This window comes from Dactylosporangium sp. NPDC006015, from assembly GCF_040614215.1.
Classification (GTDB): domain Bacteria; phylum Actinomycetota; class Actinomycetes; order Mycobacteriales; family Micromonosporaceae; genus Dactylosporangium; species Dactylosporangium maewongense.
In genome coordinates, this window is the sequence record NZ_JBEXUD010000042.1 from 36,372 (window position 1) to 62,438 (window position 26,067).

Here is a 26,067-nt window from a genome sequence, read left to right on the forward strand (position 1 = left end):
GGGCCGGGGCGGCGCCCATGCCCGTCGGGTGCCGTCCCGCCCTGACCGGCGCGGGCTCCCTTTCCTCATTCGGTGCTGTGGTGCTGTGTCATCTGATGCGGAGGGCTGGATCAGCCACCCGACACGACGCGGCTGGAGACGACCCGGCTGGAGACAACCCGGCTGGAGACGACGCGGCTGGAGACGACGCGGCTGGAGACAACGCGCATGAAGTTCACCTCCTCATATCGTTTGGCACATCACAGTGCGATATGGAATGGCAGAGCACACCACCTCCGTCGCCTTCACGACGAATCAGCGGAAGTGCCTGCGGTCATTTTGAACGACCGAAGTCTATGACCGCCAGAAGCATCACCCCGACTGTGGATCGTGTCAACCGTTCACGTTACCGCTTTGGAAATTTTCAATGCGTTTCGTATCTCCCGGGCGCTTCCGCGAAAATCGGACATAACGATCGTTAAAATTCGGACCTTCAGGCATTGATTGGATGAGATCAATATTCTCCTCTTTCGTCAGGTAGAAGACAGCCGATAGGCTTCGAAGCAGTGCTTGCAGGGTGGGCCCGCGGGATCGTGCGGGTCCGAACAGGTCGGGATCCTGACAACGTGCAGGTGGTCCCTTTCGAGCACTCTCCAGTGACCTGGCGAGGGAGGTGCGAAATGAAGGCTGCTCAGCTGCGTGGCAACAGTGCCCAGCTCCGGAACGCTCGGCTCTAATCCTGTTGTGGCGGCCGGTCGGCACGGCGCAGGCGTCGCCGGCCGGCCGCCACGCAGTCAGGGGCCGATGTGGCCTGCGCGTACATCGACGATCGCGAGGCGAGAGATCATGGCGGAGACTGCAACGGCGCAGCGGATTCCCGTGCACTTCGAGGGTGCAGGATCGGGTGTCGAGGAATTGACCTGGGGTCAATGGGCTGCATGGCGATCCATGGAGCTCGGCGGTGGCCGGGTCGACTGGGCCGGCGGCACGATGCCGTTGCTCGACGGCCAGACGATCGATCAGATCGTCATGGAGATCGCGTTCCTCATGAGCCGGCATCAATCCCTGCGCACCCGGTACCACATCGGCGAGGACGGCCTGCCCCGGCAGGTGCTGGCAGACACCGGCGAGCTGTTCATGGAGATCGTCGACGCGGGGCAGGACGACCCGGCCGACGTCGCCGAGGCCCTCGACGCCGCGTACCGCGACGCGCCGTTCGACAACGCCGAGGACTGGCCGGTGCGCGTCGGGGTCGTGTGCCGCGACGGGACCCCGGCGTGGTTCGTCGCGCTGTACTCCCACATGGCGATCGACGCCTACGGCATCGAGGCCATCATCAACGACCTGCCGAACCTGGACCGGGCCACCGGCGAGCACCTCGTCCCGGTCGCCGGCGTCCAGCCCGCAGACCTGGCCCGCCAGCAGCGGGCGGGCTCGGCCCGGCGGCAGCACACCGCGTCGCTGCGGCACTGGGAGAAGCAGCTGCGCGAGATCGCGGCCCAGCGCTTCCCGGCGGTCGAGGAGCCGCCGTCGCCGCGGTACTGGGAGGCCAGCTACTCCTCGCCCGCCGCCTACCTCGCGCTGGGCCGCATCGCCGAGCGGACCAAGGCGCACAGCAGCACGATCCTGCTCGCCGCGTACATCCTCATGCTGGCGCGGGTGTCGGGCGACCCGACCACCGTGGTGCGGATGCTGGTGAGCAACCGCTTCCGGCCCGGCTTCAAGGAGTCCGTCGCCGGCCTGGCGCAGAGCGCCCTGTGCGTCGTGGACACCGCGGATGTAAGTTTCGACGATCTCGTCGCCCGCGTCTGGAAGGCGCAGCTGACCGCCGGCATGCACGCCTACTACGACCCCCGCGACCTGTGGGACATGATCGCTCGGGTGGGGCAGGAGCGCGGCGAGGCCCTCGACCTGCAGTCCTACTTCAACGACCGGCGGCGGACCATGGCCGTCGCCGAGGTCCTGCCGCAGGCGAGCCCGCAAGACATCAACGAGGCGCTGTCCAGAAGCCGACTGCGGTGGGGCTCGAACAACGACGATCCCGCGGCGACGGTGTTCTTCCTGATCAATCCCGTGCCCGACACGGTCGACATCGGCCTGCGCGTTGACACCCGGCGGGTGGCGCCGGACGATCTGGTGGCGATTCTGCGGGGGATCGAGGAACTGGTGGTCGCCGCCGCGCTCGAGGAGGAGCGTCAGGACGAGCGACAGGACGAGTCTCGGGACGAGCCTCAGGAGTAGCCGATGCACGTCGCCACATCGCGGACCGCCGTCGCCTTCCACGGCGCCGGCGCCGGCACCGGGCCACTGACCTGGGGCCAGCAGGAGATCTGGCAGACGATGCGGCGCACCGGCCGGACGTTGAACATCGGCGGCACCGTCGCCCTCGCCCCGGACACCACCGTGGACGGGCTCGCCGCCACCCTGGGCCGCCTCGTCGGCCGTCACCAGGCGCTGCGCACCCTGTTCGACCTCGACGGCGACGAGCCGCGGCAGACCGTCCGCGCATCGGGCACGGTCGACCTGGAGGTCGTCGCATCGCCACCCGATGACGCGGAGGCGACGGCCGAGGCGTTGCGCAGCCGGTACGAGTTCACCCCGTTCGACCTCGCGCGCGAGTTCCCCGTCCGGTGGGGTGTGGTGACGACCGGCGGCGTGCCGAGCCACCTCGTCGTGCAGTACTCCCACCTCGCCGTCGACGGGTTCGGCATCGACGCCCTGGTCCGCGACCTGCCGAACCTGGACGAGCCCGTCACCGGGGTGCGCGCGCTCGAGCTCGCGCACCGCCAGGCGCTGCCCGCCGAGCGCCGGCACAGCGCGAAGTCCCTGCGGCACTGGGAGGCGTCGCTGCGGGACCTGCCGGCGGAACGCTTCGGCTGGTCCAACGACCCGCGCACGCCCCGCTTCTGGGAGCTGGTCTGCCACTCACCGGCGCTGCACCTGGCGCTGCAGGTCGTCGCGTGCCGTACCGGCGTCGAAACGGGACACGTCCTGCTCGCCGCCTACGGCGTCGCCCTGGCGGAGGTCACCGGCCGCACGCCGAGCGTCGCACAGGTGCTCGTCAGCAACCGCTTCCGCCCCGGCTTCGCCGACGCCGTCTGCCACCTCACCCAGCCCGGCATCTGCGTCATCGAGACCGGCGGCGACCTGGACACGGTGGCGCGGCGGGTGTGGCGGTCCGCGACGAGCGCCTACCTGCACGGCTACTTCGACCCCGCCGAGCACCGGGCGATGCTCGACCGGATCGCCACCGCCCGCGGCGAGCCGGTCGACGTCTCGTGCTTCGTCAACGACCGCCGCGGCCCGGCCGGCGCGGTGCCGGAGGTCCCCCCGACGGCCGAGCGGATCCGGGCCGCGCTGCCGCGCACCACGCTGCGCTGGGACCGCCGGCTGCCGACCTACGACGGCACCTTCTACCTGCAGGTCGACCTGCAGGTAGACGAAGAGGAGCAGGACGCGATCGGCCTCGCGATCTGGGCCGACACGCACCGGCTCTCCCCGGCGCAGGTCGAGGCCTGCGCCCGCGGCATCGAGGCCGCCGCCGTCGGCGCGGCGCTCAACCCGCCACCCGTCACGGCAGCTTGATCGACTGCGGCGTCGAGAACACGTCCTCGGGGTCGTAGCGCAGCTTCACCTGCTGCAGGCGCGGGTAGTTCGCACCGTAGTAGGCGCCGGCCCAGTCGGTCAGGTCCCGGCTGGCGTAGTTCTGGTACACCTCGCCGGTCAGGTGCGGCGACAGCTCCTCGACGAACCCGTCGATCCACGCCACGGCGCGGTCGGTGTCCTCGTCGAGCTGCCAGTGCGAGATGACGGAGATGTAGTGCAGCGGTGCCCGGTGCACGAACGCGGTCGCGTCCGGGGTGACCCGGCCGATCTCGCCGCCGCCGAGCAGGTCGAAGCGGACCATCGAGTAGCCCGACGGCACCCGCCGGAAGTTGTCGAGGATCGTCGCGAACGCGGGCTCGTCGAACCCGTCGGCGGTGAAGTAGCCGCCGGACCACTTCGACTGCAGCCCGTACACGATCTCCTCGCCCATGCCCTGCATGAGGTCGAAGTACGAGGTCTCGCCGATGGAGCTGAACAGCGGCTCGCCGAGCGCCTCGATCGGCTTGAGCGCCTCCGCCGCCTCCGCGGGCGGCCCGACATACAGGCCGTACATGACGACGACCTGCTCACCGTCCGGGTACGGCTCGGTGGTCAGCAGCAGGCAGAACGCGAGCCGGTCGTCGTTGCGTTCGGCGTACAGGTCGCGGTAGGCGCGGAACACTTCCTCGGCCCGGTCGACCGGCCACGCCACGACACCGCCGACGACCGTCTTCGGCAGCGGGTTCAGCCGGTACGTCAGCGACGTCACCACCCCGAAGCCCGCGCCGCCGGCGCCCCGCAGGGCCCAGAACAGGTCCGGGTGCTCGTCCTCGGTGACCCGCAGGACCGTCCCGGACGCGTCGACGACCTCCGCGGCGACGATGTGGTCGCAGCCCAGCCCGTACGTGCGGCCGAGCGGGCCGTAGCCGCCGCCGAGGCTGTAGCCGGCGTTGCTGACGGTCGGGCACTCGCCGCCGGGCCCGGCGAGCCCGTACTCGAGGCCGTCGTCGCCGGTGAACGAGTGCTCGACGTAGGTGACCTTGTCGATGTCGCGCCAGCCCACGCCGGGGCCGACCGTCACCGTGCGCGCCTCCGCGTCGAGGCTGACCGACCGCAGGCCGCCGACGTCGACGACGACACCGCCCTCGACCAGCGACAGCCCCGTGGCGTGGTGCCCGCCGCCGCGGACGGCCAGGGGCAGCCCGTGCTCCCGGGCGAACGCGATCGCCGCGGCGACGTCGCCGGCGTCCGCGCACTGCGCGATCAGCGCCGGTCGGGTCCGCACACGGGTGTTGAACAGGACCCGCGCGGCCTCGTAGCCGTGGTCGTAGGGGGTCACCAGGGTGCCGTGGAAGCTGTCGCGAAGTCGCGCAAGATCGAGACGCACCCGCAGATCTTGTCATCGACCCGATTCGTCGGCAAGCAGCCGCAGGACGGCCACCTCGCCGAGTGCCTGGTCGCCCGCCGCCCGCCCCGGGATCGTGATGCCGTCGCCGTACAGGTCCACGACCCGCGGGTCCACATAGGACGCCCTGGTGACGGCCGGTGTGTTGCCGAGGAACTCCGACACCTCCCGCATCACCCTCGGCACGGCCCGCCCGGTGACCTTCGGCTCCCGCGCGAGCAGCCGCGCCGCGAGGACCGTGCCGTGCCAGGTCCGGAAGTCCTTCGCCGAGATCTCGGTCCTGCCGATGTCGCGCAGGTAGTCGTTGATGTCGCCGCTGCGCACGCCGACCCATCGCCGCCCGTCGCGGTAGGCCAGCAGCCCGCCGTCGTCCGGCTCGCGTTCGCGCTCGCGCTCGCGCTCGCGCTCGCGCTCGCACTCGCGCTCGCACTCGCACTCGCACTCGCGCTCCATGAGCTTCTTGACGACGGCCCGGACGTCCGCGTCGGCGACGTCGACGGACCGTTCGATGCCGCCCTTCGCCGGGTAGCGGAACCGGACCGCGCCGCGGGGCAGCGCGACGTGCTCGCGCAGCAGGGTCGCCAGCCCGAACGTGCCAGCCTCGCCGGCCGCGTACGCCTCCCCGCCGATCCGGAAGCGGCCGACGTCCAGCAGCCGCACCGCGGCGGCGAGCACCTTCTCCCGGCCGAGCCCCCGCCCGCGCAGGTCCGCGGCGACCCGGTCACGGATCGCCGGCAGGCGCGCGCCGACCTCGAGGACGTGGTCGAACTTCGCCGCGTCGCGCTTGGCGCGCCACACGTCGTGGTAGCGGTACTGGCGGCGGCCTGCCGCGTCGGTGCCGACGGCCTGGAGGTGGCCGCGGGGGTCGTCGCTGACCCAGACGTCCTTCCAGGCCGGCGGGACCGCGAGGGCCCTGATCCTGGCCAGCTCCGCCGGGTCGGTCAGGGCCATGCCGTCGGCGCGGTGGTAGGTGAAGCCGCGGCCCCGGCCCTTCCTCCGGTAGCCGCCCTTGCCGGGTGTGGTGCGCCGCAGCCGCATGCCTCACCCTCGTTCCCCACTTTGCCGCTCGCTGCCGGCCGCCGCTCGCTGCCGGCCGCCGCTCGCTGCCGGCCGCCGCTCGCTGCCGGCCGCCGCTCGCTGCCGGCCGCTGCGGTTCGTGTCGGTCGCTGCTGCTGCGAGTGCTGGTCGCTGTTACGAGAGCCAGTCGCGCACCTTCCGGCGGGTGGCTCGGCGGCGGGCGCGGGGGAGCTGGGCGAGGGCGATCCGGCCGTGCTCGGCCTGACGGGCGTGCAGCAGCCCGTACGTGAACGCGTTCTCCCGCTCGCCGAAGGCGTGCATGCCGTACTCGCGGAGGAGGTCGGCGGTCACGTTGGCGTCCTGGTGGGCGCCGAGCACGTCCTGCAGGTCGGTGAGCCGGTCGGCCAGCTTCGCCGCGGGCTTGCCGGCGACGGGGGTGGCGAGCTCGGCGGCGTACCGGGCGCGCTTGTACGCCTTCCGCGCCTCGTGCAGCCGTTCGTCGCGGAGGCGCCCCGGCGGGGGTGCGGTGCCGCCCACGGCCCCGGCGGTGGTCTCGGGCGTGTTCACGGCGGCGGTCAGGCGGCGGTCGGCGCGGCGGACCGCCCGGCGCGCGAGGTGCCGCAGCTCCCGCTTCGCGACCCTGCCGGGGCCGCCGACGGCCGCGACCAGCGCGTCCAGGTCGTTGAGGAGGGTGATGTACCGCTGGCTGTCCAGCCCGGCGATCAGCCGCCGGCGTGCCTGCGCGGTCCGGGCCGCGAGCAGCTGGGCGATCCGCGCCGCCACCGGCCCGACGACCAGCTCCGGCGGCTCGGCGGCGAGCAGCTCGGCGAGGCGCTGCGCCATGACGTCACTGTCGCGGACCTCGCCGAGCAGCCCGGTCAGCCACTTGATCTCGTCGTGCAGCCGGTCCAGGTCGCCCTCCGAGGCGTCCATCAGCGGCGCGAACGTGCGCAGCGTCGAGCGCAGCCGCCGCGTCGCGACCCGCATCTTGTGCACTGCTTCGGCGTCGCCGGCGCGGGCCTCCGGGTCGAGGGCGACGACGGCGTCGCGCTGGGCGCGGACGTAGTCGACGACCGCGCGCCGTCCGGCGCTCTTCACGCGGGACCCGGTGGCGGGCGCCGGGTGGTCGGGGCCGAGCGCGCGGGACAGCTTCGACGGCGACGCCGACGGGCGGGCGCCGGCCGCGCGCAGCGCCTCGTCGATGCGGGCGAGGTCCTCGGGTGAGCCGTCGACCAGCTCGACCTCAAGCTCCCGCCAGCGCTGCGCGACCCCGGCACCGACGAGCGACTCGGTGGCGACGGTGTCGTCGGCGACGAGCGCGATCGTGGTGCCGTCCGCGGTCCGCAGGCCCTGCTCGACGCGGTGCGTGCGGATGCGCGCGACCGGGCGCAGCGGCTCGCCCCTCGTCAGCGCCCGGATCTGCGCCGCGACCTCGGCCGGAGGCGTGCGCTGCTTGGCCGTCGCGGGCACCTGCAGCTCGCTGCGCTCCCCGCCGGACGGCCGTTTGAGGTGCCAGCCGGCGTCGTTACCACCACTGCGGCGGCGCAGCGTCACCTTGCTGGAAGTGAGGCGCAGCCCCGCGGTGTCGTAGTAGGTCGCGTCCAGACGTTGGTCATCGGGAGCTGTAACCGTGGCCACATCAGCGATTCCGATCATCGAGGGCATCGCGAAGTCGTCGGGCAGCTCGTACTTCCGTTCCACCTCAAGCTTTTCGGCCATGTTCCAAGCCTATCGACAGAACTCCGTGTGGCGAAAACGTAAACAGGAAGCCAAGAAAAGATGGCGCAGACCCTGTCGGTTCGCAGGTTTGGCCGCTACGGTGTTGGCAGCGCAAGGTTTTCGGGCCACTCCGGTCCGCGGACGCGCTTCCCACGGAGAGGAGTGCACCCATGGCGAAGAAGTCGAAGAAGGACAAGAAGAAGGACAAGAAGGGCAAGAAGAAGTAACTCGCCCGCTCTGTGTCGCCCTCGCACCGTCACCCGGTGTGGGGGCGACAGTGCGTTGTGGGCCCGGGTCGGTGCGGTGTGGGCGCGGGTGTGTCGTGGGTCAGGTACGTGGTGGCGCAGGTCACCCGGCCTTCACCCGCCGGCATGAGCCTACCCGGCCTGAGGTGTTTCGTTGCGAATTCCGCGCAATCGACGGGACGTAACCTAGGTCGAGTGAGCTGGCTGGTGCGCGTTGTGACGTCGTCCGTGATCGGGCAGCGGGTCCGTTTCGCCGGGCGGATGCTGCGCGACTGGCGGCTCACCGTCGCGTGGGGCAAGTCGCTGCTGCGCAGCGGCGTGACCTCCGTCGTCGTCCTCGCCGTCACGTTCTGGCTGCTGCCCGGCGTCACCGCGACCGGCGGCCCCTGGGCGCTGGTGGAGCTCGCCGTGCTGCTCGCTCTCATCGGCACCCTCATGCGGCTCGTGCTCTTCGGCGTCGCCGTCGTCGTCGGCGGGCTCGGCGTCCTGCTCGTCGGGGTGCTGCTGCAGACCGCGGTGATGTTCACCGCGTTGCAGGTCGCCGAGGGCGTCTCCGTCGGCAGCGTCATCGACGCGTGGGTCGCCAGCTGGACCGCCGCCGTCCTCACCGCCCTCGTGAACTGGCTCGCCGACGCCGGCAGCGACGACGTGTTCCTCGGCCAGACGCTGCGCCAGATGGTGCGGCGCAACCAGGACCACCGCGCCACCGAGCCCGGGGTGCTGTTCGTGCAGCTCGACGGCCTGTCCGCGCCCCTGCTGTCGTGGGCCGTGAAGGCCGGCAACCTGCCCAACCTCGGCAAGTGGCTGCGCACCGGCACCCACGCCCTCGTCCCCTGGCACACCGGCCTGCCCGCGACGACCCCGGCGAGCCAGGCCGGCATCCTGCACGGCAGCGAATCCGAGGTGCCGGCGTTCCGCTGGTACGAGAAAGCCACCGGACGGCTGGTCGTCACCAACCGCCCCAAGGACGCCGCGGACGTCGAGGCCCGCATCTCGACCGGCCGCGGTCTGCTCGCCGACGGCGGCGCCAGCATCAGCAACGTCTTCTCCGGCGACGCCCCGACCAGCCTGCTCACCTTCAGCAACGCGGGCCTGCCGGGCCGCACCGCCCGCGGCTACCTGGCGTTCGTCGCCAGCCCGTACGGCTTCGCCCGCGCGATCGTCCTGTCCGTCGGCGAGATGCTCAAGGAGATCCAGCAGGCCCGCCGGCAGCGTTTCCGCAACGTCTACCCCCGTGTGCCGCGCACGGGCGCCTACGTGGCGCTCAGGGCCGTCACGAACGTCCTGCTCCGCGACCTCAACGTCTCCCTCATCGCCGAGCAGATGACCCGCGGCGCCCCCGCCATCTTCTGCGACTTCGTCGACTACGACGAGGTCGCCCACCACGCCGGCCCGCTGCGCCCCGAAGCGATGCAGACCCTGGAAGGCCTCGACCGGGTCCTGGGCACCCTGCACCGCCTCGCCCAGGTCGCCGGCCGCCGCTACGAGATCGTCGTCCTCTCCGACCACGGCCAGAGCCAGGGCGCGACCTTCTCCCAGCGGTACGGCCAGACCCTCGAACAGGTCGTCGCCTCCATCGCCGGCCACGTGGCCGCCTCCACCCCGGACCCGAACGACGACGAGCGCGCCCGCGCGCACAACCTGCTGCTCGCCGTCGCCGGCAAGCCCGACCGCACGATCCCTCCACCACCGCCCGCGCCGGTCGTCACCGTCGCCTCCGGCAACCTGGCCATGCTCTACCTCACCGAACACCCCGGCCGCGCCACCGTCGAGGACATCGGCGTGGCCCGCCCCGCCCTCATCCAGGGCCTCGCCGAGCACCCCGGCATCGGCCTCGTCGTCGGCCTGTCAGCGGTCGACGGCCCGGTCGCCTTCGGCCCCGCCGGCCGCCACCGCCTCCGCGACGGCCACGTCGACGGCACCGACCCCCTCCTGCCGTACGGCCCCCACGCCGCCCGCGACCTCCTCACCCACCAGGCCATGACCAACGTCGGCGACCTGGTCCTGATCAGCCGCGTCGACCCCGGCACCGACGAGGTCGCCGCCTTCGAGGAGCTCGTCGGCTCCCACGGCGGCATCGGCGGCTGGCAGACGGAGGCCGTCCTCGTCCACCCGGCCGGCTGGTCCACCCCCGCCCCCACCCCGACCGGCCCCGCCGCAGTCCACCGCCAGCTGGTCCAGTGGCTCACCGACCTCGGCCTGCGCACAACCCCCGCTCCCGACGCCTCCACTCACGCCGCCGCTACGGCCGCCCCCGCCAACGAGGTCGCGGACAACAAGGCTGCGACCGCCGGCCCTGCCAACGAGGTCGCGGACAACAAGGCCGCTACCACCGGCCCTGCCAACGAGGCCGCTACCGGAGCCCCTGCCAACGAGGCCGCGGACAACAAGGCTGCGACTCACGCCGCCGACGGCGGGCACCCGCTTCCCGAGCCCCGCGGCACCGGCCGCTCGTTACACGCGGCCGAGATCTTGGACTGAAGGGCCGCGGCTGGGCGGGGCTTCCGGGCTCGACAAGACTCCGGCCCGCATGCGTCGCCTCGTCGGGCTTGCCTGCATCGCGCGCTGGGCGCTGCACCGCGCGCAGGCCGTGAGCTCCATCGCGCATGCGGGCCGTAGGCTCCATCGCGCGCAGGTCATCGCGCGCGCGGGTCGTGGGGCGCCGCTGGTTGCGCTCGGGTCGGTCCGCTGAACGGCAGGTCGGGATGGGCGGGGCTGGTTCGTGGTGGAGGTCGGCGGTGGTGCCGGGCCGCTTGCTGCACCTTACCCCACCGATAGAAATCGATCTTCGACTTCTTGCTGTCCGTAGTCTACCGCCTTCGCTCAGGCGTCAAGGCGCCTCTGGTGGCGGTCGCGGCGGTGGCGGAGCCAGCTGGCCAGCTGGGTGGCGCCGAGGGCGATGACCAGGGCGGCCACCACGCCCTGCCAGGGTTGCGGGAAGACGCTGCGGCCGAGGAGGCCGATCGCGGCGTACGTGGCGGACCACAGGGCGCAGGCGGCCACGTTCGCCGTGGCGAAGCGGCGCCAGGAGAGGCCGACGATGGCGGCGGTGAGCAGGACCGGGATGCGGCCGCCGGGGACCAGGCGGGAGACGAGGAGCGCGCTCACCGGGCTTTCGGTGAGCCGCCGCTTGACGGTTTCGGCGAGGTGCAGCGGCTGGCGCAGGATGCGCAGCCGGCGGGTCAGTGCCTCGCCGCCGGCGCGGCAGATGGCGTAGGTGCCGGCGTCGCCGCAGTAGGCGCCGGCGGCCCCCGCGCAGACGACGAGCAGCACCGCCAGGGGGCTACGGTGCGCGGCGACGACGGCGGTCGCGCTGACGGCGGCGCCCGTCGGCAGGATCGGGACCGTCGAGCCGGCGGCGACGACCGCGAAGAGGCCGGCGAGGGCCGCGAGCAGGGCCCCGAAGGTGGTCACGCGGTCACCGTGAGGGACTCGCCGGGGGCCAGGACGTGCACGTCGGTCTTCGGGGCGACGGTGGCGGTCAGCGCGGCGAACTCGTCGCCGGGGCGGTGGAAGCGGTCGGGGCGGACGCGGCCGCAGCCGACGGGCCAGAGGGTGCCCCAGTGGATCGGGACGGCCTGCGCCGGTTTGATGATGCGCATCGCCTCGGCCGCGCCCGCCGGGTCGAGGTGGCCGGCGCCGAGGGTCCAGCCCCAGCCCCACACCGGTACCAGCGCCAGATCCAGCGGACCGAAGGACTTCATGTCGTCGAACAGCCCGGTGTCGCCGCCGAACCAGGCGGTGCGGGTGCCTTCGAAGACGTAGCCGAGGGCGGCCGCCCGGATGCGGGACGAAGGGTTACGGCGGCCGTCGTGCGCGGCCGGCACCGCGCGGACGCGCAGGGAGCCGACCTCGACGGACTCGCCGTCGGCGATCTCAAGGATCTCCCGCCGCAGGCGGGAGCGCAGGAAGGCGCCGGCGCCGCGCGGGGCAACGATGCGCGTGGAGCGCGGCAGCATGCGCAGGGACGGCAGGTCGCAGTGGTCGCCGTGCAGGTGGGAGATGACGACCGCGTCCGGCGCCGTGTCGAGGACGGGCCGGGGGCCGCGTCGGCGCTGCAGGTGTGCCAGCCGGTTGCGCAGCACCGGGTCGGTCAGGATCGTGGTGCCGCGGTCGGCCACCGCCACCGTCGCATGCCCCCACCAGGTGATGTTCATGGTGCCAATCTTGCCCGACGGGGTGTCACGCTCCGCTGCTTGTAGGCCACAGCACGACATGTTTAGATCAATCAACTTTTCTGTGGAGGGACCACGAGACGATGTCAACCGATGCAGCGGCCTTAGCCTGGGACTGGGAAGACCCGCAGGGGATCGAGGCGGTGGTCGACTCGTTCACCGCTGACCTCGGCAAGTGCGAGAAGCTGGAGCTGCTGCTCAAAACGGACCTCATCACCCGGGAGCAGCTGGAGCAGCTGGGCATCACCGGCATCGAGTTCGCCGCGTTCAAGACGGACCACCCGCAGGCGCTCGGCACCGACCTGGTGGCGGTCAGCAGCCCGGAGCTCACCTCCGAGCGGGGGAACATCTACCGGGTCGACGGCTCGGCGTACTTCGCGGAGATGGACATCTCCCAGCCGCTGCCCATCGTCGACGACGCCGTGGACTGGGTGTACGCGGAGCACCTCATCGAGCACGTGTCGATGAAGGTCGGCATCGCGTGGCTGAAGGAGGTCAAGCGGGTGCTCAAGCCGGGCGGGTTCGTCCGGATCACCACGCCCGACCTGAAGATCTACGCGCAGAGCTACGTCAACGGCGACGGCTTCTTCGGCAAGCACCGCCGCCGGGTCGACCGGGCGCTGACCGGGGTCGCGCCGAAGATGCCGCCGCGCGGCGCGTTCATGTTCAACCAGCTGTTCTACGTGTACGGGCACCGCTGGATCTACGACCTCGAAGAGCTCCAGTACGTGCTGACCACGGCCGGCTTCGACCCGGAGGGCATCGCGGTGCGTGCCTACCGCGAGGGCGCCCGCCAGGACGTCGCCGACCTCGACCAGGTCCTGCGCAACGACGAGAGCATCTACGTCGAGGCCACCGCCTGATCGAGCGCCGCCGCCTGACCGAGCGTGCCGGCCTGACCGAGCGTGCCGGCCTGACCGAGCACCGCCGCCTGATCCAGTGCCGCCGTCTCATCCGGCGCGCCGGCCTGGTCCAGCGCGGCGGCGACGGCGAAGGCCTCCATCGCCAGCAGGAGCCTGTGCAGGTCCGCCATCGCCAGGTGGTGGGTGTCGACCTCGACGGTGAGCTGCACCGTGTCCACGACGTCGTCGACGTTCACCATCAGCTGCTCGTTGAAGAACGGCAGCGGCCGCTCCGACACCAGCGCGGTGAGCGGCCGCGCCGCCTCGACGTCCGCCGCGGCCGGCACCTCGGCCAGGGGGCCTTGTGCCTCGAGGATGCCGACCCGCCGGTCGTTGTAGAAGACCGCGAGGTCGACGCCGCCGAGCCGGTCGAAGAGGGCCAGCCGGGCGGCGGGGTCGTAGTAGGCGTGTTTCGACGCGTTGAGGAAGGCGCGCCGGGCCTGGTCCACCACCTCGCGCGGGGCCAGGCCGGCGACGTCGAGCACCGCGAGCCCGTTCTGGGCGAGCGGGCTGATGACGTCGGCCAGCCCGGGCCGGAAGCGGTTGCTGACGATGACCTGCGTGGCGAACGGCGCGCGCTGGCCGGTGACCTCGTTGCACGCCACCGCGTAGGCGGCCAGCAGCACCGAGCCGGTGTCGGTGCCGAGCAGCGCGGCGGCCCGCTGCGAGGCCAGCAGCAGCGCGGTCGAACGCCACACGACCTGCCGCCACCGGGGCTCCCCACGGTCCACGGCGGCCGGTAGGCGCCTCGGCGGGAGCTGGCGCAGGGCCGCCTCCCAGTAGCGCATCGCGGTGTCGGTCGTCCGGGACGACGAGCGCTGCGCCGCGACGAGGTCGAGGGGCTGCATCGCCGTGTACGGCGACTCCCGCGAGAACAGTGAACGGATCATCGTCCCGAGCGCGCTGCCGTCGGCGACGAGGTGGCTGATCTGCACGACCACGTGCGTGACGGCGCCGTCCTGGCGCACCACGGCCTCCCGGATCGGCCACTCGTGCGCGTAGTCGAAGTTGCGGGCCTTCCACTCGGCGAACAGCGCGCCGGCGATCTCGGCGGGGTCCTCGTCCGGTCCGGCGTCGTGCACCTCCAGCGCCGCCGTGCCCTCCGCCGCGATCTCCTGCTGGACCAGGTGGCAGGCGTCGACCGAGGTGGCGTGCCACGGCTCGGTGAAGACCAGCCGGGAGCGCAGCGCCGCGTAGCGGCTCATGAGGAACCGCAGCTCGGCGGCGATGTCCTCGACGGTGCGGCCGTCGGTGACCGGCACGGCACCGCCCATGCTCATGGAGGCGCCGACCTCGACGATCGCCCGCCATACCTGCTGCTGCCCCCAGGCGAGCCCGCCGGTGCCGGCACCGGCACCCTCGAAGGAGACCTGGATGTAGGAAACCACGACCGCCCCCAATCAAGATTGACGGCGATCATATCGATGGATTGCGGCCGGCAAGGGCTGGAGCGGACATTGCGGCCACCTCGTCCGGCGGGAGTGGCCGCGCGTACAGATAACCCTGACCGAACCGGTAGCCGAGGTGCCGCAGCATCCGCGCCTGCTCCTGCGTCTCGATCCCCTCGGCGACCGCGGCCAGGTCCAGGGCCTGCGCCATGCGGATCACGGCGGTCGCGACGGCCTCCTGCCGGGCGACGGTGGTGATCCCGGCGACGAACGTGCGGTCCAGCTTGAGCGAAGTGACCGGGCACGTCAGCAGCAGCCCGAGTGAGGAGGCGGCGGTGCCGAAGTCGTCGAGGGCCAGCTTCACGCGCAGGCCGCGCAGCGCCTCCAGGGTCGCGACCGCCTCGGCGCTGTCCAGCACCGCCGTCTCGGTCACCTCCAGGGTGAGGTGCCGCGCGTCGAGGCCCGCGTCGTCGAGGGCGGCGACGACGTCGGCGACGAACTGCGGGTCGGTCAGCTGCCGGCCGGCGACGTTGACGCTCACCGACTGCGGCGCGGCCGTGCCGAGGTCCCGCAGCCAGGTCGCCTGCTGCCGGCAGGCCTCCCGCAGCACCCAGCGGCCCAGCGGCACGATCAGGCCGGTCTGCTCGGCGGCGGGGATGAACTCCAGCGGTGGCACGACGCCGCGGGACGGGTGCCGCCACCGTACGAGGGCCTCCGTGGCGGCCGTCCGCCCGTCGTCGAGGCGCACGATCGGCTGGTACAGCAGGAACAGCTGGCGGGAGCTGCCGGAAGGGCGTGACAGCTCCCGGGAGCTGCCGGAAGGGCGTGACAGCTCCCGGGAGCTGCCGGAAGGGCGTGACAGCTCCGCGTCGATCGCGTCGCGCAGCTGGGCGCCGAGCTCGGCGTGCGCGACGATCCGGGTCGTCATGCCCGGCACGTACACGAAGTGGCCGCCCTTGCCGCGCTCCTTCGCCGCGTACATGGCGAGGTCCGCGTTGCGCAGCAGCGTCTCGAGCACGTCGCCGGGCGTGGACGTCGCGATGCCGACGGAGGCGTGCACGAGCAGCTCGTGCCCGGTCGTGTGGATCGGGGTGCCGAGCGCGTCGTGGATGCGGCCGGCGACGTCGACGGCGGGCACGGCGTCCACGTCGCGCAGCAGCATCGCGAACTCGTCGCCGCCGAGCCGGGCGACCACGTCGTCGTGGCGGACCGCCCGCCGCAGCCGCTCCGCGACCGTGACGAGGACCTCGTCGCCGACGCCGTGGCCGAGCGTGTCGTTGATGCCCTTGAAGTCGTCGAGGTCGATCAGGAGCACCGCCACCAGCCCCTGGCCGAGCAGCGCCGAGGTGAGCAGCTCGGCGAAGCGGGCGCGGTTCACCAGGCCGGTCAGCGCGTCGTGGCTGGCCTGGTACCGCATCCGCTGCTCGTGCCGGCGGACGGAGCTGAGCAGCAGCGCGTTGTCGCGCAGCGCGACCAGCTGCCGCAGCCCGACGGCGGCGCTGACGGCGATGGCGCCGGTCGCCACCGGGCCGACGTCCGTGTGGTCGCCGTAGGCGACGGCGGCCAGCAGCAGCGACGTCGCCGCGACCGCGAAGTACGGCAGCTTGCTGTACGCGGCCGCCCGGGTCGCCGGCGCGGCGCCCGCGGACACAGCGACGGACCCCGCGCACGCCACCAGCAGCGCCTCGACGAGGGTGATCATCGGCTGGAGACCGACCCACCGGGGCGACGCGATCAGCGGCGACACCGCCGACCCGAGCCCGCCCACGAGCACCGCCGCGGCCATGAGCCGCATCGAGCGCGGGCTGACCGGTCCGCTGCCGAGCAGCACGACCTTCATCACCGCGACCAGGGCCACCAGGCAGGTCATGGACAGCAGGAGCAGGCCCAGCGCGAGCCGCACGTCGGTGTGCCGCTCCAGCATCGGCCGCAGCGCCAGGTGCCACAGGAACGTGGCGGTGCTGATGAGGACCGTCAGCCCGTCCAGCCCGAGCCTGATCCACTCGCCCCGGGTCATGCTGCGGGTGGGTAGCCGCAGCAGCGCGTACAGCGCCAGCCCGACGCCCGCGACGAGCGCCGGCGCCGAGGCCTGGACGGTCCGCAGCGCGTCAGGATCTTCGGGGTGCAGCCTGGCGTGGCCCATGATCGTCGCCCCGACGCCGATGAGCGCGATCGAGGCGGTCATGAGCCGCCAGAACCGGCGGCCCGCCGCGGGGAGTCCCGGTGCGCGGGCGGCGGCGCGGGCGATGAGCGCGGCCAGGCCGAGCGCCAGGGGGACCGTCAGCAACGCCGGCACCTTGGGCACCGGCACCCCGGACGCGAACAGTGCCGTCCACAGCATCTCGGCGAGCAGGCAGGCGGCGACCGCCGCGACGAGGCGCCGCGACGATGACACCGGTGACTTCTGCTCGATCATTCCGCTTGCACATCGGCAGCGCCCGCCCGGAGCTGAGCCGACCCGGCCGGTAGGATGCCCTGACATGTACCGGCCCGTGCCCGCGCAGGTGGACCTGCCCGCCCTCGACCATGACGTGCTGCGGTTCTGGCAGCGTGAAGGCATTTTCGCCCGGAGCCTGGAGCAGTCCCGCGGCCGTCCCGAATGGGTGTTCTACGAGGGGCCGCCGACCGCCAACGGGATGCCCGGCGCCCACCACATCGAGGCGCGGGTCTTCAAGGACGTGTTCCCGCGGTACCGGACGATGAAGGGCTACCACGTCGAGCGCAAGGCCGGCTGGGACTGTCACGGCCTGCCGGTCGAGCTGGCGGTGGAGAAGGAGCTCGGCTTCAGCGGCAAGCAGGACATCGAGGACTACGGCATCGCCGCGTTCAACGCGAAGTGCCGCGAGTCGGTGACCCGGCACACCGACGCGTTCGCCGAGCTGACCCACCGCATGGGCTACTGGGTCGACATGGACGACGCGTACCGCACCATGGACCCGCCGTACATCGAGTCGGTCTGGTGGTCGCTCAAGCAGATCTTCGACAAGGGCCTGCTCGTCGAGGACTTCCGGGTCGCGCCGTGGTGCCCGCGCGACCAGACCGCGCTGTCGGACCACGAGCTGGCCCAGGGGTACGAGACCGACGTCGACCCGTCGGTGTTCGTGCGGTTCCCGCTCACCTCCGGCCCCCTCGCGGGCCGCGTGTCGCTGCTGGTGTGGACGACGACGCCGTGGACCCTCGTGTCCAACACCGCGGTCGCGGTCAACCCGGACGTCACGTACGTGGTCGCGACCGACGGCACCGAGCAGCTCCTGCTCGCCGAGCCTCTCGTCGCGACCGTCCTGGGGGAGTCCGACAAGGAGGCCTGGACGCTCACCGGCGAGTCGTTCAGCGGCAAGGACCTCGAACGGTGGACCTACCGGCCGCCGTTCGACCTGGTCGAGGTGCCCGACGCGCACATCGTGATCCTCGCGTCGTACGTGACCACCGACAGCGGCACGGGCCTCGTGCACCAGTCGCCGGCGTTCGGCGCCGACGACCTCGCCTCCTGCCGCGCGTACGGGCTGCCCATGGTCAACCCGGTGCGCCGCGACGGCACGTTCGAGCCGCAGCTGGACCTGGTCGGCGGCATGTTCTTCCGCACCGCGAACGGCCCGCTCGTCGACGACCTCCGCGAGCGGGGGCTGCTGTTCCGGCACGTGCCGTACGAGCACAGCTACCCGCACTGCTGGCGCTGCCACACGGCACTCATCTACTACGCGCAGCCCTCCTGGTACGTGCGGACCACCGCCGTCCGCGACGACCTGCTGCGGGAGAACGAGCGCACCAACTGGCAGCCGGCGAGCGTCAAGCACGGCCGCTACGGCGACTGGCTCGTCAACAACGTCGACTGGGCGCTGTCCCGGCAGCGGTACTGGGGGACGCCGCTGCCCATCTGGCGCTGCCCCGAGGACCACCTGACCTGCGTCGGCTCCCTGGCTTCATTGAGTGAGCTGGCGGGTCGTGACCTGGCGGACCTCGACCCGCACCGGCCGTTCATCGACGAGGTCACGTTCGCCTGCCACTGCGGCGCGACCGCGACCCGCGTCCCGGACGTCATCGACGCCTGGTACGACTCGGGGGCGATGCCGTTCGCGCAGTTCGGCTACCCGTACCGCAACGCCGACGTCTTCGAGCGGCGCTTCCCGGCGCAGTTCATCTCCGAGGCGATCGACCAGACCCGCGGCTGGTTCTACACGCTGATGGCCGTCAGCACGCTCGTCTTCGGCCGCTCCTCCTACGAGAACGTCGTCTGCCTCGGCCACATCCTCGCCGAGGACGGCCGGAAGATGTCCAAGCACCTCGGCAACATCCTGGAGCCGATCCCGCTGCTGGACCTGCACGGCGCCGACGCGGTGCGCTGGTTCATGGCCGCGGTCGGCTCGCCGTGGTCCGCGCGGCGGGTGGGGCACACGACGCTGCAGGAGGTCGTGCGCAAGACCCTGCTGACGTACTGGAACACGGTCGCGTTCCAGGCGCTGTACGGGCGCACCGCCGGCTGGACCCCGTCGCCGTCGGACCCGGCGCCCGCCGACCGGCCGGTCATGGACCGCTGGGTGCTGTCCGAGCTGCACACCCTGGTCGGCCGGGTCGACGCCGCGATGGACGCGTTCGACACCCACGAGACCGGCAAGCTCCTCGCCGCGTTCGTCGACGACCTCTCCAACTGGTACGTGCGCCGCAACCGCCGCCGGTTCTGGCGCGGCGACCCCGCGGCGCTCGCCACCCTGCACGAGGTCGTGACGACGGTGACGCTGCTGCTCGCCCCGATCGTCCCGTTCATCACCGAGCGGGTCTGGCAGGACGTCGTCGTGCCCGCGTCCCCCGAGGCGCCGCCGTCGGTGCACCTCGCCGCGTTCCCGCCGGTCGCCGCGGACCTGATCGACCCCGCGCTGTCGGGGCAGATGGCGCTCGCCCGCCGGCTCGTCGAGCTGGGCCGCGCCGCCCGCGCCGACTCCGGCATCCGCGTCCGCCAGCCGCTGTCGCGGGCCCTCGCCTCCGCGGCCGGCTTCGACCAGCTGCCCGCCGAGCTTCTCGCGGAGATCGCGGCGGAGCTCAACGTCGGCTCGATCGTGCCGGTCGACGCGGCCGGCTCGTCGCTCGTCGACGCCACCGCCAAGGCCAACTTCCGGGCCCTCGGCAAGCGCTTCGGCAAGGGCGTCCAGGACGTCGCGAAGGCGATCGCCGCCGCGGACGCCCTGGTGCTGCGGGATGCGCTGCGGTCCACCGGTACCGCCACCGTGGTCGTCGACGACGCGCCCGTCGAGCTGACGCCGGACGAGGTCTTCATCACCGAGACGCCGCGGGAGGGCTGGACCGTCGCCGCCGACTCCGGCGCGACCCTCGCCCTGGACCTGCGGCTCACCCCGGAGCTGGAGCGGGCCGGCCTGGCCCGCGACGTCGTCCGGCAGGTCCAGGAGGCCCGCAAGTCCAGCGGCCTCGAGGTCGTCGACCGCATCGAGCTGGCCTGGACCAGCACCCGCGACGACACCGCCCTCGCCCTCGCCGAGCACCGCGACCTCGTCACCGACGACGTCCTGGCCACGGCGTGCGCCGAGGGCGAGCCGTCCTGGCCCGGTGCCGTGCCCTTCACCGACGACTCGCTCGGCCTCACCTTCTGGCTCCGCAAGGCCTGACCGGCCGAACAGGGGTGGCACCTGCCGTGCGCGGGGTGCCACCCGGGGGGTGTTCCGGGTGTTCCGGGGTGTCTCGCAGGACACACCTCGCCGGTCACACGGGTTGGTGCGACAGGAGCAGAATCTGGATCGCACACGTCACGGCACGCGATGGGCGCGGAGCGGTCGACGGGGTTGGGAGCAGCCGGTGCGTGGTCAGTCGCTGGTCGGCAAGGTCGGCGTGGTGGTCACCGCGGTCCGCGGGGGAGACCGGCCCGGGGAGATCCGGGTCGTGGTCCAGGGCGTGCCGCACCACTATCTGGCCTACGCCGCCGAGTCGCTGCCGGCCGGCGCTCACGTGCTCGTCATCCACTTCCGCGGCGCGCGTCAGGTCGACGTCGAACCGTGGCCGCCGATGCCCGGTGACCACACCACCCCTGGCTGAGAGAGGCCACCATGCTCGGTTACCGTGTGCCCGCCCCCAACGAAGCGCTGCTGATCAGCGGCCGGCGGCAGCGGGGAGTCGACGCCCTGCCGTTCAAGATCGTCACCGGGCACGGCGCGTTCGTCGTCCCGATCTTCTCCAAGGCGTCCCGGCTGACCCTGGCCATGCAGGAGGCCGAGGTCGAGGAGGACTGTTACACCCAGCAGGGCCTCACCCTGCACGTCCAGGCCGTCATCGCCTTCAAGGTCGGCGACGACCACGAGTCGATCGCGGCCGCGGCCCGCCGCTTCCAGGGCGACCAGTCGCAGATGCCCGTCCTGGTCGGCCGGATCTTCAGCGGGCACCTGCGCAGCATCATCGGCAGCATGACCGTCGAGGCGATCATCCGCGAGCAGCAGACCCTCGCCGACGCGATCGTCGACGCCAGCAAGACCGAGATGGCCCGCATCGGCCTGGACATCGACTCGCTGCAGATCAGCAGCATCCACGACAAGGGCGTCGGCTACATCAAGGCCCTGGCCGCCCCGCACCAGGCGCGGGTCAACCAGGAGGCCAACGTCGCCCAGGCCGTCGCCGACCAGGCCAGCGCGATGGCGCAGCAGGAGAGCAAGCGCAACCAGGCCGAGTACGCCCGGCAGACCGCCATCGCCCAGGCCCGCTACCAGGCCGAGATCGACCAGGCCCAGCAGACCGCCGCGCAGGCCGGCCCGCTCGCCGCCGCCCAGGCCCAGCAGCACGTCCTCGTCGAGCAGGCGATCGTCGCGGCGAAGCGCGCCGAGCTGCGCCAGGCCGAGCTCGTCGCCGAGGTCATCCGCCCGGCGGAGGCCGAGGCCGAGCGGATCCGCACCCTGGCCCGCGCCGACGCCGACGCCACGAAGCTGTCCGCGGAGGCCGCCGCCGCGCAGGGCCGCATCGCCCTCGACCAGATGATGATCGAGCAGCTGCCGGACCTGCTCCGCGCCGCCGCGGAGGGCCTGCAGGGCGCCAACCTCACCGTCCTGGACGGCGCCGAGGGCCTCAACAGCGTCGTGGCGTCCCTCGCCGCCCAGGGCACCGCCCTGCTGGAGGCCGTGCGCAAGGGCATGACCGCCGTCCCCGCCGCCGAGCCCGCCGCCCCGTCGACCGCGCTCGCCCGCCGCGAAGCCGCCTGACCTCCCGCCGCGTTCTTCTGCTGAGCCAGGTGCACCGTGCGCCGCGGAACTACGATGCTGCCGTGGTGCACGTCCTGGTGGTCGACGACGACCCGCCGCTCGCGGACTCGCTGCGGCGGGCGCTCGTCTACAGCGGCTACCGCGTCACCGTCGCCGGCAGCGGGCCGGCGGCGCTCGACGCGGTCGCGCACGAACGGCCCGACCTCGTGGTCCTCGACAGGATGCTGCCGGGGCTCGACGGTGTCGGGGTGTGCCGGCGGCTGCGGGCCACCGACCGGGACCTGCCCGTGCTCATGCTCACCGCCCGCGACACGACCGCCGACCGCGTGGAAGGGCTCGACGCCGGCGCCGACGACTACCTCGTCAAGCCGTTCGAGCCCGACGAGCTCCTCGCGCGGGTCCGCGCGCTGCTGCGCCGGACCAGGCAGGACGGCCTCGAGTTCCACGACCTGTGGCTCGACCCAGGCGCCCACGAGTGCCGGCGCGGCGGCACGCCGCTGGAGCTGACGGCCCTGGAGTTCCGGCTCCTCGAACACTTCCTCACCCACCCGCGGCAGGTGCTCAGCCGGGGGCAGCTGCTCGACGCCGTGTGGGGCATGGGGTTCGCCAGCGCCAGCAACGTCGTCGACGTCTACGTCGGCTACCTGCGGGCCAAGCTCGGCGAGCCGCGCCTGCTGCACACGGTCCGCGGCGTCGGCTACGTGCTCAAGGCGCCGTGATGTCGATCCGCTTGCGCATCACCCTGTTCGGGCTCGGCGTCGCCGGTGCCGTGCTCGGGCTGTTCTGCGCCGCCGTGTACCTGTTGCTCGCCGCCGGCGCCGCGACCGGCCAGGACACCGCCCTGGGCAAGCGGGCCGACGAGGTCGCGCGGTCCCTGACCCGCCTGCCGGCCGCCGCCGACGGCCCGGCGCCCGCGGCGGTCGACGTGCGCACCAGCCCGGACGTCTTCGTCATGGTGCTCGACGCGCAGGGGCGGGTGCTCGTCAGCACCGGCGCGCTGGACGGCCGGCTGCCGCCCGTACCGGCGACGGCGACGCTGACCTCGAGGTCCACCGTGGACATCGGGGTGCCCGTGCGGGTCGCGGTGCGCGAGGCCGCCGGCGGGCACGTCGTCGCCGCGCAGACGACCCGGAAGGTCACCGACGACCGGCGCGGGCTGTTCGTGCTGGTCTGCGTCTACGCGGTGCTGTCGCTCGCGGCGGCGGCCGGCGCCACCTGGCTCGTCTCCGGCCGCGCCCTCAAACCCCTGCGGCAGCTCACCGGCCACGTGGAGGAGATCGGGCGGGAGCAGGACTTCACCCGCCGGCTGCCGCCCGCCCCGGCCCGCGACGACGTCGGCCGGCTCACCGCCGCGTTCAACACGATGATGGAGCGGCTGCAGGGCAGCTACGCCGCGCAGCGCAGGTTCGTCGCCGACGCGTCGCACGAGCTGCGCACGCCGCTGACCACGATCCGCAACAACGCGGGCTTCCTGCGGCGGCACCCGGACGCGGCGCCGGAGGACGTGGCCGCGGCGGTGCGGGACATCGCCGGGGAGAGCGCGCGGATGAGCCGCCTCGTCGAGCACCTGCTGACCCTCGCCCGGTCCGACGCGTCGGGTCTCGAGCTGCGGCCGGTCGACCTCGGCGCGCTCGTGTCCGACGTGTGCCGGCAGGCCGAGGCGCAGCACCCCGACCGGCACTTCCACCGCGCGATCACCCCCGCGCCGCCGGTGCACGGCTCGCCCGACGCGCTCACCCAGCTGGTGTGGATCCTGCTCGACAACGCCGTGAAGTACTCGGCGACCGGCGGCAACGTGTGGGTCACCGTCACCCAGCGCGGCGACCGGGCGCAGCTCAACGTCACCGACGACGGCACCGGCATCCCGCCCGGCGCCGAACGCCAGATCTTCGAACGGTTCCACCGCGGCGACGAGGCCCGCACCGGCCCCGGCGCCGGGCTCGGCCTCGCCATCGCACTGTCCATCGTGGATGCCCACGGCGGCACGATCGTCGCCGCCAACAACGCCACCGGCGGGGCGTCGTTCGTCGCGGACCTGCCGCTCTCATCGTCTTCTTAGCTTCCGCTCATCCGCGGCTCATCGCCGGGGCCGAGCATGGCCGGCATGGCTGTGCTGCGGGGACTGCTCCTGCTGCAGGGCGCGCTGGGGCTGACCGGCACCCTGGGCATGCTGACGCTGATGGGGTTCAACCCGGTGTACGCGGTCGCGCCGGTCGCGCACGCCGCGCTGCTCATGACCCTCGGCGGGCTGCTGGAGCGCCGCCGCTGGGCGCTCGTCGCGACGCTGGTCGCGGAGGTTCTGGCGGTGGCCGGCTGGGAGGGGCAGCTGCTGCTCGGGCTGCTGCCGCAGCTGGACTTCACCGTCAACCTCACCGGCCTGCTCACCACCCTCGCCCTGCCGCTGACGGTGCTCGTGCTGTGCGCGCGGCGGGTGACCGCCCGTGCGTGACTTCTGGCTCGGCATCGCCCCCGCGCACCGCGTCGCACTGCTGCTGCTGGTCGCGTCGCCGCTGCTGCTCGTCCAGCTCCCCGCCTGGCGCCGGGCCGGCTCCGAGGTCCGCTGGTGCTCCGGCCTGCTCGCCACCCTCGCCGTCGTCCACATCGGACTGCCGTGGCCGCTCGGCTCGGTGCTGTCCGCCGGGCTCTTCGGGTGGCTCGCCGTGCGCTGCCTCGCCGGCCGCTCGTGGCGGGTCCAGGCCGGGTTCCTCGTGCCGGCGCAGCTGCTCCTGTTCGTCGCGGCGTCGGGTGTACGGGCGGTCGCCCCCGACCAGGTCGCCCTGACGGTGGCGTGCCTGGAGCTCGCGCTGCTCGCCGTCTCCTGCCGGCGCTTCCTGGCGCGGGTGGGCACGGTGGCGCTGGTGCTGGTGTTCGGCACCGCGATGTGGGCCGTGTCCCTCGCCGCCCACGACCACGACGGCCCCGACCGCATCCAGGCCGGCACGGTGCGGCGCCCGGCCGGCCCGCCGCCGAGCGCCGTCGAGCGGGCCGGCGCCCGGGACCTCGCCGCGCGGGTCCGCGCGTCGACCGCCCGCTACGCCGACCTGGCCGCCGCCGAGGCCGACGGATACCACGCGACCGGCCCGCGCACCGGGACGCAGGTGCACTTCGAGCACAAGGGCCACCAGAACGACGGCCGGGTCCTCGACCCCGCCGCGCCGGAGCAGCTCGTCTACGCCGTCCGCCCGGACCGCGCGATCCTGCTGGGCGTGGTGTTCCAGGTGCCCGTCGCAGGCGCGGCCGGGCCCTCGATCGGCGGCGCCCGCTGGCACGCGCACGACGTGTGCGTGGGGCTGCTCCCGCCGGGCTTCGGCGTGGTGTCGCCGTTCGGCTCGTGCCCCGGCCTCACCTTCGCCACGACCCTGCCGGAGATGATCCACGTGTGGACCGTGGACCCGCCGGGCGGCCCGTACGCCGACCACCTCGACGACGCCTGGGTCGACGCGTTGCCCTGATACTACGGATCCGTATAATCCGAAACCGTGATACTTGAGCTGCAGCGTGCCACCCACGCGACCCTGCAGGTGCTGTCGGCCCGCCTGGCCGACCTGGACCTGACCCCGTCGGAGCTCAACGCCCTGGGCAACCTCGGCCGCACCGCCTCCGGGGACCGGCCGGAGGAGGGCGCCGGCCGCACCGTCTCGGAGCTCGGCGCCGCCACCGGCACCCGCCCCACCACGCTCACCGGCGTCCTGGACCGCCTGGAGCGGCGCGGCCTCATCACCCGCGCCGCGCACCCCGGCGACCGCCGGGCCGTCCTCGTCACCCTCACCGCGGAGGGCGCCGCCACCGCGGCCGTCATCACCCGGGCCATCGCCGATCTGGAGCGCGAGGCCCTGGCGGACCTGCCCGCCGGGACCGTCGAGGCCGCCCTCACCGTCCTGCGGGCCCTGACATGAGCCCCACGCAGGAGCCGCGGGCGGATGCCGGGCCGTTCGAGGCACTGTTCGCCGAGGTCGTCGGGGCCGCCGGCCGGTTCGGCCACCGGGAGCACGTCCACGTCACCTGGCTCGCGGTCCGGCGGCACGGCACCGCGGCGGCCGTCGAGCTGATCAGCGACGGGATCCGCCGCACCGCCAGGTATGCCGGCGTGCCGCAGAAGTACCACGCCACCGTCAGCCGCGCCTGGGTCGAGCTGGTCGCCTGCCACGACGAGCCCGGCGGGGACGACTTCGACGCGTTCCTGGCCAGGTTTCCCGACCTGCTCGACAAGCGCCTCCTGACCCGCTTCTACCGCTCCGCCACCCTGGCGTCGGAGGCCGCCAGGACCGGCTGGGTCGAGCCCGACCTCCGCCCGATCCCCGCCGGCGCGCACTGACCCTGGCCGGCCGTCCGTTCGTAGGGGCGCGCCCGCCGCCGGACGCGCCCCGCACGGTTCAGTAGGTGTAGTTGATGTCCCACGACTGGTCGTACGAGGCGTTCCACCGCCACAGCAGGACCGGCGCGGCCCGTGCGGGTCAGTCGC

The 26,067-nt window shown here is 73.0% G+C and carries 20 protein-coding genes; 13 read left to right on the plus strand and 7 right to left on the minus strand.

What is annotated here, in order from left to right; genetic code table 11:
• The first annotated feature begins 927 nt into the window (after positions 1–927).
• Both ABZ321_RS44905 and ABZ321_RS44910 read left to right on the plus strand, forming a co-directional pair.
• The gene (locus ABZ321_RS44905) at positions 928–2,220 is read left to right on the plus strand and encodes a condensation domain-containing protein (protein WP_354902068.1); all 1,293 of its coding nucleotides are present in this window, start codon (positions 928–930) and stop codon (positions 2,218–2,220) included.
• Between the two features lie 3 nt (positions 2,221–2,223).
• Complete coding sequence (locus ABZ321_RS44910; protein WP_354902070.1) at positions 2,224–3,564, plus strand: condensation domain-containing protein; 1,341 nt, start codon at positions 2,224–2,226, stop codon at positions 3,562–3,564.
• Here ABZ321_RS44910 and ABZ321_RS44915 read toward each other — a convergent pair.
• From ABZ321_RS44915 to ABZ321_RS44925, 3 genes are all read right to left on the minus strand, one after another.
• Positions 3,551–4,951, minus strand: coding sequence for an FAD-binding oxidoreductase (locus tag ABZ321_RS44915; protein WP_354902072.1), 1,401 nt, complete (start codon positions 4,949–4,951; stop codon positions 3,551–3,553). The two genes, ABZ321_RS44910 and ABZ321_RS44915, sit on opposite strands and share 14 nt — an antisense overlap.
• A gap of 12 nt (positions 4,952–4,963) precedes the next feature.
• Positions 4,964–6,007, minus strand: a complete 1,044-nt coding sequence (locus tag ABZ321_RS44920; RefSeq protein ID WP_354902074.1) for a DNA topoisomerase IB — start codon at positions 6,005–6,007, stop codon at positions 4,964–4,966.
• Positions 6,008–6,160: 153 nt separating this feature from the next.
• Positions 6,161–7,705: a CYTH and CHAD domain-containing protein gene (locus tag ABZ321_RS44925; protein WP_344502379.1), complete on the minus strand. Its 1,545-nt coding sequence runs from the start codon at positions 7,703–7,705 to the stop codon at positions 6,161–6,163.
• A 461-nt stretch (positions 7,706–8,166) separates the two neighbouring features.
• Here ABZ321_RS44925 and ABZ321_RS44930 point away from each other — a divergent pair, with 461 nt between their 5' ends.
• The gene (locus ABZ321_RS44930; protein WP_354902077.1) at positions 8,167–10,431 is read left to right on the plus strand and encodes an alkaline phosphatase family protein; all 2,265 of its coding nucleotides are present in this window, start codon (positions 8,167–8,169) and stop codon (positions 10,429–10,431) included.
• 342 nt (positions 10,432–10,773) lie between these two features.
• Here the strand turns inward: ABZ321_RS44930 and ABZ321_RS44935 are convergent, their stop codons facing one another.
• Positions 10,774–11,364, minus strand: a complete 591-nt coding sequence (locus tag ABZ321_RS44935; RefSeq protein ID WP_354902080.1) for a VTT domain-containing protein — start codon at positions 11,362–11,364, stop codon at positions 10,774–10,776.
• Positions 11,361–12,107 (minus strand): MBL fold metallo-hydrolase, encoded by a 747-nt coding sequence (locus ABZ321_RS44940; protein WP_354902082.1) that lies wholly within the window; start codon positions 12,105–12,107, stop codon positions 11,361–11,363. Before ABZ321_RS44940 ends, ABZ321_RS44935 begins: the two co-directional genes overlap by 4 nt.
• Before the next feature lie 101 nt (positions 12,108–12,208).
• On the opposite strand from ABZ321_RS44940, the gene ABZ321_RS44945 reads away from it, so the two are divergent.
• Entirely contained in the window at positions 12,209–12,988 is a 780-nt protein-coding gene (locus tag ABZ321_RS44945; RefSeq protein ID WP_344502375.1) for a methyltransferase domain-containing protein, read from the plus strand.
• Here ABZ321_RS44945 and ABZ321_RS44950 read toward each other — a convergent pair.
• Together ABZ321_RS44950 and ABZ321_RS44955 are read right to left on the minus strand one after the other, a co-directional pair.
• Positions 12,967–14,415: a condensation domain-containing protein gene (locus ABZ321_RS44950; protein WP_354902085.1), complete on the minus strand. Its 1,449-nt coding sequence runs from the start codon at positions 14,413–14,415 to the stop codon at positions 12,967–12,969. The genes ABZ321_RS44945 and ABZ321_RS44950 overlap by 22 nt on opposite strands.
• A 28-nt stretch (positions 14,416–14,443) precedes the next feature.
• A complete protein-coding gene (locus tag ABZ321_RS44955; RefSeq protein WP_354902087.1) occupies positions 14,444–16,810 on the minus strand; it encodes an EAL domain-containing protein in 2,367 nt (788 codons plus the stop codon).
• Positions 16,811–16,895: 85 nt separating this feature from the next.
• On the opposite strand from ABZ321_RS44955, the gene ileS reads away from it, so the two are divergent.
• The 9 genes from ileS (at position 16,896) to ABZ321_RS45000 (ending at position 25,920) form a co-directional block, all read left to right on the plus strand.
• The gene (ileS, locus tag ABZ321_RS44960) at positions 16,896–20,030 is read left to right on the plus strand and encodes an isoleucine--tRNA ligase (RefSeq protein ID WP_354902090.1); all 3,135 of its coding nucleotides are present in this window, start codon (positions 16,896–16,898) and stop codon (positions 20,028–20,030) included.
• Between the two features lie 187 nt (positions 20,031–20,217).
• The gene (locus ABZ321_RS44965) at positions 20,218–20,454 is read left to right on the plus strand and encodes a hypothetical protein (RefSeq protein ID WP_344502370.1); all 237 of its coding nucleotides are present in this window, start codon (positions 20,218–20,220) and stop codon (positions 20,452–20,454) included.
• An 11-nt stretch (positions 20,455–20,465) separates the two neighbouring features.
• A complete protein-coding gene (locus ABZ321_RS44970; RefSeq protein ID WP_344502369.1) occupies positions 20,466–21,605 on the plus strand; it encodes a flotillin family protein in 1,140 nt (379 codons plus the stop codon).
• A 65-nt stretch (positions 21,606–21,670) separates the two neighbouring features.
• Entirely contained in the window at positions 21,671–22,324 is a 654-nt protein-coding gene (locus ABZ321_RS44975; RefSeq protein ID WP_344502796.1) for a response regulator transcription factor, read from the plus strand.
• Complete coding sequence (locus tag ABZ321_RS44980) at positions 22,324–23,664, plus strand: HAMP domain-containing sensor histidine kinase (protein WP_354902094.1); 1,341 nt, start codon at positions 22,324–22,326, stop codon at positions 23,662–23,664. The genes ABZ321_RS44975 and ABZ321_RS44980 overlap by 1 nt, the downstream gene beginning before the upstream one ends.
• 45 nt (positions 23,665–23,709) lie before the next feature.
• Positions 23,710–24,054 carry a hypothetical protein gene (locus tag ABZ321_RS44985; RefSeq protein WP_354902097.1) on the plus strand — a complete coding sequence of 115 codons (345 nt, stop codon included), beginning with the start codon at positions 23,710–23,712 and terminating at the stop codon, positions 24,052–24,054.
• The gene (locus ABZ321_RS44990) at positions 24,047–25,057 is read left to right on the plus strand and encodes a hypothetical protein (RefSeq protein WP_344502366.1); all 1,011 of its coding nucleotides are present in this window, start codon (positions 24,047–24,049) and stop codon (positions 25,055–25,057) included. Before ABZ321_RS44985 ends, ABZ321_RS44990 begins: the two co-directional genes overlap by 8 nt.
• Positions 25,058–25,084: 27 nt before the next feature.
• Positions 25,085–25,501, plus strand: a complete 417-nt coding sequence (locus tag ABZ321_RS44995) for a MarR family transcriptional regulator (RefSeq protein ID WP_344502365.1) — start codon at positions 25,085–25,087, stop codon at positions 25,499–25,501.
• Positions 25,498–25,920: a hypothetical protein gene (locus tag ABZ321_RS45000; RefSeq protein WP_344502364.1), complete on the plus strand. Its 423-nt coding sequence runs from the start codon at positions 25,498–25,500 to the stop codon at positions 25,918–25,920. The genes ABZ321_RS44995 and ABZ321_RS45000 overlap by 4 nt, the downstream gene beginning before the upstream one ends.
• Positions 25,921–26,067 lie beyond the last annotated feature (147 nt).